This is a genomic window from Streptomyces sp. NBC_01261, assembly GCF_036226385.1.
Classification (GTDB): Bacteria; Actinomycetota; Actinomycetes; order Streptomycetales; family Streptomycetaceae; genus Streptomyces.
Window position 1 is genome coordinate 5038362 of sequence record NZ_CP108463.1, and the last position, 14964, is coordinate 5053325.

A 14964-nucleotide genomic window follows, 5' to 3' on the forward strand; every position below is an offset into this window, starting at 1 on the left:
GGACGGCTGCTGCCTTCACATGCGTGTACCCGTGTTCCGGTTGGTTTGACAATTACGACCGTTATGCCGACTCCCGTACCACCAGTTCCGTAGGCAGAATCACGCCCGCCGTGTCCTCGCCGGCGATCTGGGCGAGGAGCATCCTCACCATTTCGGCGCTGATGCGGTCGTAGGGCTGGCGCATGGTCGTGAGGGCCGGGGTGATGGAGGTGGCCGCCGCCGAGTCGTCGAAGCCTCCGACAGCGATGTCATCCGGGACCGAACGGCCGGACTGCTGGAGGGTGTTGACGACTCCCAGGGCCATGAGGTCGGAGGCCACGAAGACCGCGTCTATGTCGGGGGCCTGGGCGAGGAGTCTGCGGGCCGCTTCCTCTCCGCCCGTGCGACGGTAGTCGCCCTCGACCACGAGGGTCGGGTCGTGGGGCAAGCCCGCCTCCGTGAGGACGTCCCTGTAGCCCGCCAGGCGGTCGGGGCCTCCCGGTGCGTCGAGTGGGCCGGTGACCATGGCGATGCGGCGACGGCCCGTGGCGATGAGGTGGCGGACCATCTCCTGGGCACCGTCGCGGTCGGCCGCGGCGACGTAGCTGTACTTGGAGGCGGTGCCCAGCGGTTTGCCGCAGGCCACCAACGGGATGCCCGCGTCCCGGAGTTCGGCCGCCACCGGGTCGCCGCTGTGGTTGGAGACGAGGAGGACGCCGTCCACGTGGCCCGAGGTGATGTACCGGGTCAGGCGGCGGCGTTCGTCCTTCGACGAGGCCAGCATCAGCAGGAGCGGGATGTCGTGGCGGGCCAGGTGTTCGGTGCAACCCCGCAGCAGGACATTGAAGTTGGGGTCCTCGAAGAACTTCTCCTGCGGCTCGGTGAGGAGGAACGCCACCGAGTCCGACCGTCCGGTGCTCAGGGAACGGGCGTGCCGGTTGACGACGTACCCCGTCTTCCTGATCGCCGTCTCCACCGCGGTGCGAGCGGCCGGCGAGACGTAGTGACCGCCGTTCAGGAACCGGGAGACCGTGCCCCGCGACACGCCCGCCTCGCGGGCAACGTCGTGGATAGTGGGCGGCTTGCGGCGGCCGTTCGAGCTGGTGGTCATGTTCCTCGTTCGGGGTGGGGGGCGGTCGGCTGTGGGGAGCCGCCCGGTTCCTGGGCAGGTCGTGCGACGTCAGCAGTGGTCAGGCCGCGCCCCAAGGGTCGCGGGGAACGGCGCGACCAGCCACGACGGCGCCGCGGACGAGCAACGGCCCATCACGGCGTTTCCAGCGGAGCGCTCACGCCTTGACCGATCCGCTCAGCAGGTCCAGGGACCAGAACCGCTGGATCACCAGGAACAGCGCGATCAGCGGCAGGATCGCGAGGAAGCAGCCCATGATGACCAGGGTGTAGAGCGCGGGCTGTGAGGCGCCCTGGTTGAGCAGGGTGTAGAGGCCGAGCGTGAGCGGGAACTTGGTGTCGTCCGCGAGCATCACGTACGGCAGCAGGAAGTTGTTCCAGATGCCGACGAACTGGAACAGGAACACCGTGATGAGCCCCGGCATCATCATCGGCACCGCGATCCGCGAGAAGATCCGCCACTCGCTCGCGCCGTCCATGCGGGCGGCTTCGAGGAGTTCGGCGGGCACGGACGCGGCCGCGTAGATCCGGACGAGGTAGACGCCGTAGGGGGAGAGGATCGACGGCAGGAGCATCGACCAGTACGAGTCGGCCAGGCCCAGCTTCGAGAGGAGGAAGTACTGGGGGACGGTCAGCACGATGCTCGGGACGAGGACGCCGGCCAGCATCAGCTTGAAGATGAACTCCCGTCCCCTGAAGGCGAATCGGCCCAGCGCGTAGCCGCCGGCGGCCGAGACCGCGGCGGAGAGCAGGGCGCCGCCGCCCGCGTAGAAGAGGGAGTTGACCATCCACTGCCAGTAGATGCCGTCGCGGTACGCGGTCAGGTCCTTGATGTTGTCGAGGAAGCCGGAGCCGGGGGCGAAGGTGAACGTGGAGAACAGTTCGCCGCGGCCCTTGCTGGCCGCGATGACCACCCAGACCACGGGGATCAGGCAGTACAGCGAGCCGATGACCAGCACCAGGGTGGGCACCCACGCGGTGCGCCTCGGCTTCGCGGGGCCCGGGCGGGCGTCGGTGGCGGTGAGGGTGAGGGGGGTCATGCCCGGTCCTCCCGGGTGTAGCGGTCGGAGACGCGCAGCAGGGTGAAGGAGAGCGCGAAGGTCGCCAGGGCCAGCACCACGGCGGTGGCGGAGGCGCCGTAGATGTCCGACCTGAGGAAGGCGGCGTCGTAGATGGCCATCAGCGGACTCCAGGAACTGGAGAGGCCGTTAGTCAGCGGCTTGAGTGCCATGGGCTCGGTGAAGACCTGGAGCGTGGCGATGACCGAGAAGAAGAACGTGAGCACGAGGGACGGCATCACGATCGGGATCTTGATCCGCAGGGCGATCTTCAGGTCGGAGGCGCCGTCGATGCGGGCGGCCTCGTAGATCTCCTGCGGGATGGAGCGCAGGGCGGTGTAGATGACGATCATGTTGAAGCCCGTGCCGCCCCACACCGCGATGTTCGCGAACGACAGGTACAGGTTGCCGCCGTCGAACAGGTCCGGCTGCGGGAGGTTGAACTCGCGCAGGAGGTAGTAGAACGGGCTGACCGTCGGCAGGTAGAGGAAGCCCCACATCAGGGCGGCGATGATGCCGGGGACGGCGTACGGCAGGAAGATCGCGAGGCGCGCGAACTTGGCGCTGCGGGCCTGCGGGGTGTCCAGCATCAGCGCGAAGACCAGGGCCAGACCGAGCATCGTGGGGATGACGATCAGGCCGTAGCCGAAGGCGCGCAGGACGCTGTGGCCGAACTCGGAGTCGTGCAGGACGTCGGTGTAGTTCCCGATGCCGTTCCAGACCTGCTGGCGGGCGCCCTTGCCGAGGCCGATGCCCTTGACCTGGACCTTGTGGAGACTGAGCCACACCGCGTACCCGATCGGTACGACGGTGAAGGCGGCGAACAGGAGCACGGCCGGTACGAGGAACCAGTACGGCGCGCTGCGGCCACGGCGACGGAGGCGGCGGGGGCGGACGGAGGTGGCGGTGCCGTCCGCCAAGGGCCCGACCGTCGACCGGTCGGCGCCCTTGAGCGGAGTGCTCGTCATGCCTCGGTCACCTTGAAGCCCTGCTTCTTCATGTCGGTGAAGGTCGACGACTGCATGGTGGCGAGCGCGGTGTCGAACTGCGCCGCCTTCTTCGCCTTGGTGGCCTTGCCGAACGCGTCACTGAAGGTGTCGTAGGCGACCTGGACGTTCGGGCCCCAGGCGGACGCGGCCGTGGTGGCGGCGATCTTGGCGGCCGTGTCGTAGAAGTCGGTCTGGTTCGGGAAGAACTCGGGCGTGGTGAGGACCGAGCCGGACTGGCCCTTGGTGGCCGCCGGGTAGATGCCGGCCTCCTTGACCAGGGCGGCGAGCGCCTCCGGGTCGGTGTTCAGCCAGTTCGCGAACTTGGTCGCGGCCTCGGCGTGCTTGGAGTCGGTGGAGACGCCGGTGGAGGAACCGCCCCAGCTGCCGGTGACGTCCTCGCCCGCGCTCCACTGCGGCAGCGGCGCCATGCGCCACTTGCCCTTGGTGTCGGGGGCCGAGCTGACCAGCACACCGGGCGCCCACACGGCGGAGACCCAGCCGAGGTGGGTGCCCTTGTTCAGCGCGTTGTTCCAAGCCGGCGTGTACATCGGCTGGTTGTCGATCGCGCCCTCCTGGACGAGCCCGCCCCAGAAGTCGGTGACCTTCTTCGTGGCCGCGTCGTCGATGCCGACGGTCCACTTGCCGCCGCTCTCCACGGTCCACCACTTGGCACCGGCCTGCTGCGCCAACCCGGCAAACAGACCGGGGTCGTTGGAGGAGAACGTCGTCAAGTAGGCGTCCGGGACAGCCTTCTTGGCGGCGCGGGCGGTCTTGGCGAAGTCGTCCCAGGTCGCCGGGACCGTCAGGTTGTGCTTCTTGAACAGGTCCTCGCGGTAGAAGAACATCAGCGGTCCGGAGTCCTGCGGTATCGCGTACACCGCGTCGGTGCCGAGCGTCACCATGCTCCAAAGACCCTCGGCGAACTCGGACTTGGCGGACTTCGCGTACTTCGAGATGTCCGCGAGCACGTCGTTCGAGACCAGCGTCGGCAGCGACTGGTACTCGACCTGGATCAGGTCGGGGGCGTTGCCCGCCTTCTTCGCGGTGATCAGCTTGGAGACGATGTCCTTGCCGGCCGCCTGCTTGGACACGGTGACCGTGATGTCCGGGTTCTTCTTGTTCCAGATCGCGGCGACCTTGTCCATGTTCGGCGCCCAGGACCAGTAGGTCAGCTTGACGGGCCCGCTGCTCTTGCCGGAGTCGTCGTCGGAACCGCCACAGGCGGCGAGGGTGCCCGTGAGGCCGACAGCTGCTGCCCCGGCAAGGATGCTGCGCCTGCTGAACTGGTGGCGGTGGATCGACATCTTCATCTCCCCTGACTGAGTGCGAGCCGGTCCCCGATGTCCCCATCGGATGTCCCACATGCTCCGCACGGCTCTGTGACCGTGCACAGTAGAGAATTGTTTCGGACCCTTGTCAATGGATGAACCGTGGGGTTACCTACTTGTTGCTGAGGGATGGACGCTGCAACCATCCATGTGCACGATCACAGAAACAGCCGACTTTCTCCTCCGATGCCCGGGAGTGAACCCATGCCGTCCCCCGCCCCGCACGACCGTCTGCCGCTCGCCTTCGGAGGTGACTACAACCCCGAGCAGTGGCCGCAGGAGGTCTGGGAGGAGGACGTACGGCTGATGCGGGAGGCCGGGGTCACGGCGGTCTCGCTCGGGGTCTTCTCGTGGGCCCGGATGGAGCCGCGTGCGGGTGAGTACGACTGGGAGTGGCTGGACACGGTGATGGGCCTGCTGCACGCGGCGGGCATCGCGGTGAACCTCGGCACGCCCACGGTGGTGCCGCCGGCGTGGTTCTATCGAGCGCACCCTTCCGCGCTGCCGGTGACGCGCGAGGGCGTCCGCCTCGCCTTCGGCTCGCGGGGCGCGATCTGCCACTCGAACCCGGCCTACCGTTCGGCGGCGGCCACGATCACGACGGCGCTCGCCGAGCGCTACGGCAGCCACCCGGCCGTGGTCCTGTGGCACGTCCACAACGAATACGGCGCCCCCGTGCTCGCCTGCTACTGCGATGTCTGCGCGGCAGCCTTCCGGGGGTGGCTGCGTGAGCGCTACGACACCCTCGATGCCCTCAACCACGCCTGGGGAACGGCGTTCTGGGGCCAGCAGTACGGCGACTGGGAGGAGATCACTCCGCCCCGGGCGACCCCGTCCGTATGCAATCCCACCCAGCAACTCGACTACCACCGCTTCGCCGACGCCCAGGCCCGCGCCAACTTCGTCGCCGAGCGGGACATCCTGCACCGCCTCTCCCCCGGCGTCCCCGTCACCACCAACTTCATGGTCGCGCCGAGCCAGGGCCGGACCGTCGACTACTGGGCCTGGGCGAAGGAGGTCGACCTCGTCACCAACGACCATTACCTGATGACCGACGGCCGCCGTACGCACGTGAACCTGGCGCTGGCGGCGGACTTGACCCGCTCGGTGGCGGGCGGTGGCCCGTGGCTGCTCCTGGAACACGCCACGTCCGGGGTCAACTGGCAGCCGTACAACCCGGCGAAGCGCCCCGGCGAGATGGCGCGGAACTCGCTCGGGCATGTGGCCCGGGGTTCCGAGGGCGCGATGTTCTTCCAGTGGCGGCAGTCGCAGTCGGGGGCGGAGAAGTTCCACACGGCGATGCTGGCGAACTCCGGTACGGACAACCGGGGTTGGCGCGAGGTGACGGAACTCGGCCGCCGGGTGGGTGAGTTGAGCCGGGCCGGTCTGCGGGGTACACGGACCCGGGGTGACGTGGCGATGGTGTGGTCGTGGGACTCCTGGTGGGCGCAGAGCCTGGAGTGGCGGCCGAGCCAGGACCTGGACGCGCGGGAACGGTTGGATTCGTTCTACGAGGCCCTGTACGACCGGCACTTGACGGTGGACTTCGTGCCGCCGACGGGACTGTCCGACCTGGACCCGGAACGGTATCCGCTGCTGGTGGTACCGCAGTTGTACGCGGCGCCGGTGGGGGTGGGGGCGGATCTGGAGCGGTACGTCTCGCGGGGCGGGACCGTGCTCGTCTCCTTCTTCTCCGGAATCGTCGACGAGAACGACACGCTGCATCCGGGCGCGTATCCGGGCGCGTTGCGGGACGTACTCGGGCTGACGGTCGAGGAGTTCGACCCGTTGCTGCCCGGGGAGACGGTGTCGGTGCGGGGTGCGGACGGTTCGTCGTACGAGGCGGATCTGTGGTCGGAGGTGGTGGTGCCGGGTGCGGGGTGCGAGACGGTCGCCGTGTTTGCCGATGGGCGTACGGCGGGTGGGGCGGCGCTGACTCGGCACGCCGTGGGGTCGGGGGCGGCGTGGTACTTGGCGACGCGGCTGACGGGGGCTGACCTGGCCGCCGTCGTCGACCTCGCCCTCGCGGACGCCGGGATCACGCCGGTCGATCTGCCCCGCGATGTCGAACTCGTCGTACGGGAGGGCGAGTCGGGGACGTTTCGCTTCGCGGTGAACCACACCGGGGGCGAGGTGAAGGTGGTGCTGCCGGACGGGAGCCGGGCGGCGGTACCGGCGGGCGGGGTCGAGGTCTTCCGGGACCCGCGCTGACCTCCAATCGGCTCAACTCGGCTCGGCTCAACTTGCTTGTTTCTCTGGTCACTTACTGAAGGGAAGCTTCGTGATGCGCAGACGCAGTGTTCTTACGGCGGCGGGGGCGGCGGCACTCGCGGTGCCGGTGTTGGCGGCGGCCCCCGCTGTGGCGGGTACGGGGGGCGGGTCGGACCGGCGCCGGTTGGAGATCCGGGGGATGGACATCTCGTCGCTGCCCAAGGACGAGGCGTTCGGTGCCGTGTACCGCCTGGCGGACGGTCGCCGGGACGATCCGATCCGCATCCTCGCGGACGCGGGTGTCACCCACGCCCGCCTCAAGGTCTGGGTGAACCCGGCCGACGGTTACAACAACAAGCGGCACATCCTGCCGTTGGCGAAGCGGTTGCGCCGGGCGGGGATCGGCATCTGGGTCGACTTCCACTACTCCGACACGTGGGCCGACCCGTCCCACCAGACCAAGCCGGCGGCCTGGGCGGACCTGGACGTGGCGGGCCTGACGCGCGCGGTCTACGACCACACGGCGGACGTCCTGGGCGCGTTGCGCCGCCAGGGCACCCCGGCGGACCTGGTCCAGATCGGCAACGAGATCAACGGCGGGCTGCTCTGGCCCACGGGCAAGAACTGGGGTGACGACGGCGGGGGTTGGGGCAACCTGACGACGTTCCTCAAGGCGGGCCTGAACGCGGCGCGCGACACGACCCCGCGCATCCGCACGATGCTCCACATCGCCTCCGGCGGCGACAACGGTACGTCGCGTTGGTGGTACGACAACGTGGTCGCCGACGGCGTCGACTTCGACATCATCGCCCAGTCGTACTACCCGTTCTGGCACGGCACCCCGGACGCCGCGGCGGCCAACTTGGCCGATCTGGCGGCCCGTTACGACAAGCCGGTGCTGATCGCGGAGACGGCGTATCCCTTCACGCTGAAGAGCGAGGACGCGACGAACGACATCATGTACGACCCCTCGCAGCTCACGGCGGGCTACCCGGCAACCCCGGCCGGCCAGTCGGCGTGGCTCCGCACGGTGGCCGACCTGATGGCGAACGTGCCCGGCGACAAGGGCCTGGGCTACTGCTATTGGGAGGGCGTGTGGACGTACCGGGCCGGCGACGGCTGGGACCCGACCGACCCGACGTCCGGCAACGCGTGGGAGAACCTCGCCCTGTTCGACTTCGACGACAAGGCGCTGCCGGGGTTGAGGACGCTGGGCCGCTACCGGTCGTAGAGCCAGCTGCTCGTGGCACGGGCGAGGTCGGGGATCGCCTCGGCATGCCGCCGTGCCCCGCGCCGGCGATGACGACCGTGTGCCCTGTGGTCTGAGCTGCTCGGGCCACAGGGCATCAGAGGGGGAGGTGACCGCTGCCGCCGGCAACCGTTCTCCCTCCTGCCGGTCAGCACTCCAACCCCTCGGAGTGCATCATCGAGACATGTTCACTCCCGAACAACGCGACCGCGTCCGCGCCCGACTCCTCGCCCACGCCGAGGCCGACGACTCGATCACCGGCCTCGCCCACACCGGCTCGCTCGCCATCGGCACCGGCGACCGCTGGTCGGACACGGACGTCGTGATGGGTGTCCGCGGCGAGGCCGGGGTCGCCGACACCGTGAACCGATGGACGGCCTGGATCCACGACGAGTTCGGCACCCGGCACCACTGGGACCTGCCGGTGCCGGGTCCGAGCGTCGTCCGGCTGTTCCTGCTGCCCGGCTGGGTGGAACTGGACATCACCTTCACGCCGGAGGCCGGGTTCGGCCCCCGGGGCCCACAGTGGCGAACCGTGTTCGGCCGGGATCAGCCGGTCGAGGCGTTCACGCCGCCCGGCGCCGACACGCTCGCCGGACTCGTCTGGCACCACGCGCTGCACGCCCGTAACTGCCTGGTACGCGGCCGGACTTGGCAGGCCGAGCACTGGATCAGCGCCCTGCGCGACCATGTGATCACCCTGGCCTGTCTGCGTCTGGGCCTGCCCACGGCCGACACGAAGGGCGCCCATCTGCTGCCCGAGGAGATCACGGCCCCACTGGAATCCACCCTGGTCCGCTCCCTCACGGAACCGGAACTCCGCCGCGCGCTGACCGCGACGATCACGGTCGCGACAACGGAACTCGACCACTCCGACCCCGAACTCGCGGCCCGGCTGCGGCCGATGTTCACGGAACTCACGTAAGGCATGGCCATGGGCGCGACCGCACACATCGACCTCACCCCCGTCCCATCCGGCCAGGTCACCCTCAACGACCGTCGCACGCGACGCAGTTGGACGGTCGACCTCGCCCCCTTCCGCCTCGGCACCCTCCCCGTCACGCAGGAGCAGTACGCCCAGGTCACCGGGGAACGGCCGAGCACCGCACGGGGCAGCGACCACCTCCCCGTGGAGACCGTGTCGTGGCAGGACGCGGTCCTCTTCTGCAACTCCCTCTCCCAGCAAGAGGAGTTGAAGCCCGCGTACGTCTTCGACGCCCACGGCGAGGTGGCCATACCGCCGGACCCCTCCGCCGACGGGTACCGCCTCCCCACCGAAGCCGAGTGGGAGTACGCGTGCCGGGCGGGGACGAGCGGCCCGCGCTACGGCCCCCTCGACGACATCGCCTGGCACCGCGGCAACTCCGCCGAGCGCCCCCACGAACCGGGCGCCCGACTCCCCAACCCGTGGGGCCTGCACGACATGCTGGGCAACGTATGGGAGTGGTGCTGGGACCTCTACGACCCCGAGGTCTACGGCGCGTACCGCGTCCTGCGCGGCGGCGGCTGGTTCGACGAGCACTGGAGCTGCCGCGCTTCCGTACGCCGCCGAAGCCACCCGACGTTCCGCGTGGACGACGTGGGCTTCCGCGTCGCCCGGTCCGTCACGAGCTGAGCCCCCGTCGCGACCACCCGGTCGCCAACTACCCGTGCGCTGACGCCAGATGCTTCGCCAGCCTCGGCGAAGCGAACTCCGTCCCGCACACGAACCGCATCACCGGCCCGTACGACGACGCCGACGGCAGCCCCGTGAAGTACACGCCCGGCACGGACGACACATACCCGGCGCCGAGTTTCGGCGTACCCCGGCTCACCGCAAGCTGGGTGCGCAGCTCGTGCCCCAGGAAGTCCATCGCCGCGATGTCCACCCGGTACCCCGTCGCGGATATGACGTGATCGGCGGTGAGTTGCTGTGTATCCCCGCCGGGCGTCGCGACGGTGAGTACCGGGCCGCCGTTCGCCGCGCCCGCGCCGCCGTCCGCCTCCGCCCGTACGATCCGCTCGACCTCGCTGACCTGTACCTTCCCCTCGAACCGCTCCCGCAGCCACCACGCCCCGAGCGGTCCGAGCACCCGGCGGACCAGGTAGTGCCGGGTCTGCTCGGGGAGGTGGCGGTACGGCTGGGGGTAGTAACTCAGCGCCCACAGCGACCACGCCCGCCCGAACGGCGACTCGGGACGCAGCTTCGGCTGCTTCCACGGAGGCGCGCCGAAGGCGACCCGGCCGTGCCCGCGCGAGACGATCCGCACGTTCGCGCCCGCCTCCGCCGCCAACACCGCTGTCTCCAGGGCGGATTGACCGGCGCCGACGACGATCAGCTCCTTGCCCTTGAACGCGCTCAGGTCGTGGTGCTGGGAACTGTGCGAGACGGGACCGGTGGGCGCGGGCCCGTCGACCGCCGCCTCGGCCAGCTCCGGCGGGAGGTGGGCGAGGCCGTACAGGCCGGTCGCGACCACGACCGCCCTCGCCGTGAACAACTCCCCCGAGTCCAGCTTGAGTTCGAAGCCGCCGCCCGTCTTCCGGTCCACGGAGACGACCCGCACCCGCTCCAGCTCGGGCACCAGCTTCTGCTGGAACCACTCGCCGTAGGAGATGAAGGTCTCCACCGGGATGATGTCCTCGTCGGTGACCAGGCGGGGGATGCCGGCCGCGTCGCAGTAGTCGACGAGGTTGTGGCCGGGCTGCGGGGCGTCGAGGCTGGAGGCGGCGGGGGTCGACTTCAGGAGCATCCCGGCGGGCATGTGGTCACGCCAACTGACCATGGGCTCGCCGAAGACACGGACCGGAATGCCGCGCGCCCGCAGATGCGCGGCGGTGGACAGGCCGAACGGCCCGGCGCCGATGACTGCTACCGGTTGAATCACGAAGTCCCTCCCCAGGACGTCAATTCGTCACTTCGTGCCGGGGCCGCTGCCTGAACTCGCGTGCCCCTTGCGCTATTTGCTCGCTGCTGGAGTTACTGCTTGCCGCTACTGGTGCTGCTGCCGCGCCGGTTGGTGCGCCACAGTTGATACAGATGCTTCGCGCCCGGCCGCACGAAGCGGGCCAGCATCGTGAAGAACGGCCGCAGGTCGTCACCCGCGAGCCAGGCCAGCTCCGTCCCGCTCGCCCGCGCCGGTGCGTGCGGCGTCGTATAGCCGCTGCGGCGGTAGGCGAGGAGGGCGGGCAGGTCGATGTTCTCCACGATGTACCGGTGGCCGGCGCGCTGCTCCCCCTCCGGGACGGGGCGGCCGGTCAGGTCGAGGTGCATGGCGCGGACCACGTCCACCCCCGACTCGTTCTCGAAGAGCCGGAACTGGGCGCCCATGCGGGGGTTGAAGTCGAGCAGTTTGTACTGACCGTCGCGCCGGTCGAAGCGCAGGTCGAGGTCGATGACGCCGGTGAAGTCGATCTGTTTGATGAACCGTGCGGCGAGGTCCGCGAGTTCCGGATTGTCCACGACATACGCATGTGCCGTCATGCCCGCGTGCGGCGGCCAGGAGCGCACCTTCACACCGGTGAACATGGCGAGCGGGGTCGAGTCCTGGTCGAAGTACGCGTGCACGATCCAGTCCTCGGCGTCCTCCCTCGGCAGGTACTCCTGGAGGATCACCCCGGGGTGCGCGCCCCAGTCCCGGGCCAGCGTGAGCAGCCCCTCGCGGGTGGCGATCTTCGTCGTACCGTTCACAGCCGGCTGGGAGCGCCGTACGAACGCCTCCCTGTTCTTGGCCACGATCGGGAAGCACGCCTTCTCGGCGAAGTCGACGATGTCGTCGTACGACTGCGGGAAGGCCGCCGCGGGGCTGGGGATGCCGTGTTCCACACAGAGCTCGTGCAGGCCCTGCTTGCTCGCGAGGTGACGCGGCAACTTCGGTTCCACCCGCGGGAAGAGGAAGCGGGAGCCGAGCACGTCCTGGTGCTCGGCGATCAGGACGGCCGCCTCCTCGTCGGTGGGGATGAGGACCGTGGGCCGGCCGATACGGCGCCCGATGCGCAGCAGGCCCTCCACCAGTCGCCCGGGTTCCTCCGTGCCGGTCGTCGGCCACACGAACGCGCGCTCCAGGTAACGGGACGCGGCCGCCGGCGTGTAACGGTCCTCCGTGATCGCATACATCGGCACGCCGAGGCGGCCCAGACTCCGGATCGCGCCCACCCCACCGTGATGCAGCGGATAGTCGCCGAACTTCACGATCAGGCCCGGCACTTCGCGGTCGGCCTCGAAAGGCACACCGCTGGTGCGCTTGGCCACGGGTCCCCCCACGTGTCCCCCCTACGGACCGGACCCACCCCGTCCATGTCCCCCAAAGGACGCTAAGCCGGAATTGCCTCTTCCGACAAGACCTATTCGGACATTGCGAACTCTTTAGACACTGCCGGTTCCCGCAACTCACCCGTAACGTGTGGCGCGGCCACATGCGAGTACGCACGAGAGTGAGGCAGCACCCATGCCCCCCTTCGATCTTCCCGAGGGCGACCCCTTCGGCCCGCACAACCTTCCCTACGGCGTCTTCTCGCCGGTCGGTTCGGACGAACGGAGGGTCGGTGTCCGGCTCGGCGACCACGTGCTCGACGCGGGCGCGGCAGCGGAGGCCCTCGGCTCGCCGTACGTCTCCCTCCTGGCGCACCCGACCCTCACCCCGCTGCTCGCGGCGGGCCACACGGCCTGGTCCGACGTCCGGCGCGCGCTGACCGCGTGGGTGACGGTCCCGTCCCACCAGGACACGATCGCCCCGTACTTCCACCCGCTCTCGTCGGTGACCCCGCACCTCCCCTTCGAGGTCGCGGACTACGTCGACTTCTACGCCTCGGAGAACCACGCCCGGAACGTCGGCCACATCTTCCGCCCCGACGCCCCCGACTCCCTGACCCCCAACTGGAAGCACCTGCCGATCGGTTACCACGGCCGCGCCGGCACGGTCGTCGTCTCGGGCACGGAGGTCGTACGACCCTCCGGCCAGCGCAAGTCCCCGGCCGACCCCGCGCCGGTCTTCGGCCCGTCGGTCCGCCTGGACATCGAGGCGGAGGTCGGCTTCGTGGTCGGCGCGCCGTCGACGATGGGCAGCCCGGTGCCGCTCGCCGACTTCCGCGAACACGTCTTCGGCCTGTGCCTCCTCAACGACTGGTCGGCCCGCGACATCCAGGCCTGGGAGTACGTCCCCCTCGGCCCGTTCCTCGGCAAGTCCTTCGCCACGTCGGTGTCGGCGTGGATCACCCCGCTGGACGCCCTGGAGGAGTCGCGGGTAGCCCCGCCGGAGCGCACCCACGACCTCCTCCCCTACCTGGACGACGCGGCCGAGGAACCCGGCGGCTACGACCTCCGCATCACCGTCGCGATCAACGGCCACACGGTCTCCGAGCCGCCGTTCTCCACGATGTACTGGACCGCCGCCCAGCAACTCGCCCAGATGACGGCCAACGGCGCCTCCCTCCGCACCGGCGACCTCTACGGCTCCGGCACGGTCAGCGGCCCGACGGAACGCGAGCGGGGTTCCCTGCTGGAACTGACCTGGAACGGCCGCGACCCCCTCGAACTCCCGGACGGCAAGCGGACGTTCCTGGAGGACGGGGATGTGGTCACCCTGTCGGCGTGGGCCCCGGGCGCGGACGGCACGCGGGTGGGCCTGGGCGAGGTCACGGGGCGGATCGTGGCGCGGGACTGAGGCGACGGGGTTGGCGGGCGGGGCTGGGGCGCGAGGGCCGGCGGGTGTGATGAGTCCGGTGGTCTCTGTACACCTGACTCCAGCCGCCCGTGCAGTCATACTGACGGCGGGCGACACAAACGTCATGTGCCGGCCCTCGGGTACAGCCGCACCCGCGCTTTCAGGTCCCCCCAATTGTTCCGTTCGTTCCGCTGACCAGGATCCGGAGCCCATGGCATGACTGTCTGCCTGCTCCTGCTGAGCGTCGTCGCCCTCTCGGCCGCCGTGCCGGCTCCGCGCGCGCTGACCCGGGCGCTGTGGCCCGAACGGGAACCCGTGATCGGCCTGTGGGTGTGGCAGTGTCTGGTCGCCACGGTCCTGCTGTGCTGCCTGGCCGCCCTGGTCCTGGGCGCCGCCGCCGTCTTCCACACCGTTCGCGATCATGTCTTCGCCCCCGCTCCCCCGGCCGTCACCGCGGCCTACGACCTCTCCGCCGCCCCCGTCTGGGCGGTCGCCCTCACGCTGTCCCTGGCCTGCGGCGCCGCCTGGACCACCGCGATGCTGGCCCGCGAACTCGCCGAGGCCCGCCGCCGCAGAGGCCAGGCCCGCGCCCGCCTCCGCGAACGCGCCCCCGACCTACCGGCCGGCCTGCCCCCGGCGCGCGGCCCCCTCCTGGTCCTGGAGGACGAGTACCCGGACGCCTGGTGGATGCCCGGCCACCCAGCCCAACTCGTGGTCACCACAGGCGCGTTGCACCGCCTCACCGGCCACCAGCTGGACGCGGTCCTCACCCACGAACGCGGCCACGCCCGCGCCCACCACGACTGGCTCCTGCACCTCTCGACCGCCCTGGCCTCGGGCTTCCCGCACGTCCCCCTGTTCGCCCACTTCTGCGACCAGACCCACCGCCTGGTCGAACTGGCCGCCGACGACACGGCCTCCCGCCAATGCGGCCACCTGACAACGGCGTTGGCCCTGATCGAGCTCAACAACCACCGAGGCGTCCTCTCCTGCGCCTCCAGCCACCGCCTCCTCGGCGAACGCGTCAACCGCCTCCTGGACCCCCGCCCAAGACTCGGCCGCCGCCACCGGGCCCTGACGACGACGGTGGCGACCCTGGTCCCGCTGCTGCCCCTGCTGATCGTGTTCGCACCGGGGCTCACGGCCTTGGGCTGAGGGCCCTGACTCTCACCCCGGGCCCGAGAACCTGAGCTCACGCTCCTGCGCCGGCGCACCCGGGCCGGCGGCACTGGGTAGGTGGCCCCGGGTCAACGACCGCGTGGCTGACCGCAGTCGGCCGACGGCACCAGCCGGCACCGCTTACCTGACGACAACGGCCCGACCTCAGTGCCTGACGGCAACGGCAGCCAGCCCCGGCCTCACGGCAGCAGGCTGGCGCTCCCG

Annotated in this window: 12 protein-coding genes; 6 read left to right on the plus strand and 6 right to left on the minus strand. The window is 70.0% G+C overall.

Going from position 1 to position 14964, the window contains the following annotated elements; translation table 11 throughout:
- Positions 1-61: 61 nt before the first annotated feature.
- The 4 genes from OG226_RS22070 to OG226_RS22085 all read right to left on the minus strand — a co-directional run bounded on the left by OG226_RS22070 (position 62) and on the right by OG226_RS22085 (position 4464).
- Positions 62-1090 (minus strand): LacI family DNA-binding transcriptional regulator, encoded by a 1029-nt coding sequence (locus OG226_RS22070; protein WP_328680207.1) that lies wholly within the window; start codon positions 1088-1090, stop codon positions 62-64.
- A gap of 175 nt (positions 1091-1265) precedes the next feature.
- Entirely contained in the window at positions 1266-2147 is an 882-nt protein-coding gene (locus OG226_RS22075; RefSeq protein WP_328680208.1) for a carbohydrate ABC transporter permease, read from the minus strand.
- Positions 2144-3133 (minus strand): carbohydrate ABC transporter permease, encoded by a 990-nt coding sequence (locus OG226_RS22080; RefSeq protein WP_328680209.1) that lies wholly within the window; start codon positions 3131-3133, stop codon positions 2144-2146. Before OG226_RS22080 ends, OG226_RS22075 begins: the two co-directional genes overlap by 4 nt.
- Positions 3130-4464 carry an ABC transporter substrate-binding protein gene (locus OG226_RS22085; protein WP_328680210.1) on the minus strand — a complete coding sequence of 445 codons (1335 nt, stop codon included), beginning with the start codon at positions 4462-4464 and terminating at the stop codon, positions 3130-3132. The genes OG226_RS22080 and OG226_RS22085 overlap by 4 nt, the downstream gene beginning before the upstream one ends.
- 222 nt (positions 4465-4686) lie before the next feature.
- Between OG226_RS22085 and OG226_RS22090 the strand changes: the two genes are divergently transcribed.
- The 4 genes from OG226_RS22090 (at position 4687) to OG226_RS22105 (ending at position 9557) form a co-directional block, all read left to right on the plus strand.
- Entirely contained in the window at positions 4687-6693 is a 2007-nt protein-coding gene (locus tag OG226_RS22090; protein ID WP_329349805.1) for a beta-galactosidase, read from the plus strand.
- Positions 6694-6766: 73 nt separating this feature from the next.
- Positions 6767-7924: a glycoside hydrolase family 53 protein gene (locus tag OG226_RS22095; protein ID WP_329349806.1), complete on the plus strand. Its 1158-nt coding sequence runs from the start codon at positions 6767-6769 to the stop codon at positions 7922-7924.
- 202 nt (positions 7925-8126) lie between these two features.
- On the plus strand, positions 8127-8867 hold the full coding sequence (locus OG226_RS22100) for a hypothetical protein (RefSeq protein ID WP_329349807.1): 741 nt from the start codon (positions 8127-8129) through the stop codon (positions 8865-8867).
- Positions 8868-8876: 9 nt separating this feature from the next.
- Positions 8877-9557: a formylglycine-generating enzyme family protein gene (locus OG226_RS22105; RefSeq protein ID WP_329349808.1), complete on the plus strand. Its 681-nt coding sequence runs from the start codon at positions 8877-8879 to the stop codon at positions 9555-9557.
- Between the two features lie 28 nt (positions 9558-9585).
- Here OG226_RS22105 and OG226_RS22110 read toward each other — a convergent pair whose 3' ends face one another.
- Both OG226_RS22110 and OG226_RS22115 read right to left on the minus strand, forming a co-directional pair.
- Complete coding sequence (locus tag OG226_RS22110; RefSeq protein WP_329349809.1) at positions 9586-10806, minus strand: NAD(P)-binding domain-containing protein; 1221 nt, start codon at positions 10804-10806, stop codon at positions 9586-9588.
- A gap of 92 nt (positions 10807-10898) precedes the next feature.
- Positions 10899-12170 carry a carboxylate--amine ligase gene (locus OG226_RS22115; protein WP_329349810.1) on the minus strand — a complete coding sequence of 424 codons (1272 nt, stop codon included), beginning with the start codon at positions 12168-12170 and terminating at the stop codon, positions 10899-10901.
- A 196-nt stretch (positions 12171-12366) separates the two neighbouring features.
- Here OG226_RS22115 and fahA point away from each other — a divergent pair, with 196 nt between their 5' ends.
- Positions 12367-13581, plus strand: a complete 1215-nt coding sequence (gene fahA / locus OG226_RS22120; protein WP_328680217.1) for a fumarylacetoacetase — start codon at positions 12367-12369, stop codon at positions 13579-13581.
- A gap of 216 nt (positions 13582-13797) precedes the next feature.
- Positions 13798-14736, plus strand: coding sequence for a M56 family metallopeptidase (locus OG226_RS22125; RefSeq protein ID WP_329349811.1), 939 nt, complete (start codon positions 13798-13800; stop codon positions 14734-14736).
- Positions 14737-14964: the final 228 nt, after the last annotated feature.

Bases quoted from the DNA above. Each gene is read 5' to 3' on its own strand.
- fahA (WP_328680217.1), top strand. From the start codon at position 12,367: ATGCCCCCCTTCGATCTTCCCGAGGGCGACCCCTTCGGCCCGCACAAC.
- OG226_RS22105 (WP_329349808.1), top strand. From the start codon at position 8,877: ATGGGCGCGACCGCACACATCGACCTCACCCCCGTCCCATCCGGCCAG.
- OG226_RS22085 (WP_328680210.1), bottom strand. From the start codon at position 4,464: ATGAAGATGTCGATCCACCGCCACCAGTTCAGCAGGCGCAGCATCCTT.
- OG226_RS22090 (WP_329349805.1), top strand. From the start codon at position 4,687: ATGCCGTCCCCCGCCCCGCACGACCGTCTGCCGCTCGCCTTCGGAGGT.
- OG226_RS22080 (WP_328680209.1), bottom strand. From the start codon at position 3,133: ATGACGAGCACTCCGCTCAAGGGCGCCGACCGGTCGACGGTCGGGCCC.
- OG226_RS22075 (WP_328680208.1), bottom strand. From the start codon at position 2,147: ATGACCCCCCTCACCCTCACCGCCACCGACGCCCGCCCGGGCCCCGCG.
- OG226_RS22100 (WP_329349807.1), top strand. From the start codon at position 8,127: ATGTTCACTCCCGAACAACGCGACCGCGTCCGCGCCCGACTCCTCGCC.
- OG226_RS22095 (WP_329349806.1), top strand. From the start codon at position 6,767: ATGCGCAGACGCAGTGTTCTTACGGCGGCGGGGGCGGCGGCACTCGCG.
- OG226_RS22070 (WP_328680207.1), bottom strand. From the start codon at position 1,090: ATGACCACCAGCTCGAACGGCCGCCGCAAGCCGCCCACTATCCACGAC.
- OG226_RS22125 (WP_329349811.1), top strand. From the start codon at position 13,798: ATGACTGTCTGCCTGCTCCTGCTGAGCGTCGTCGCCCTCTCGGCCGCC.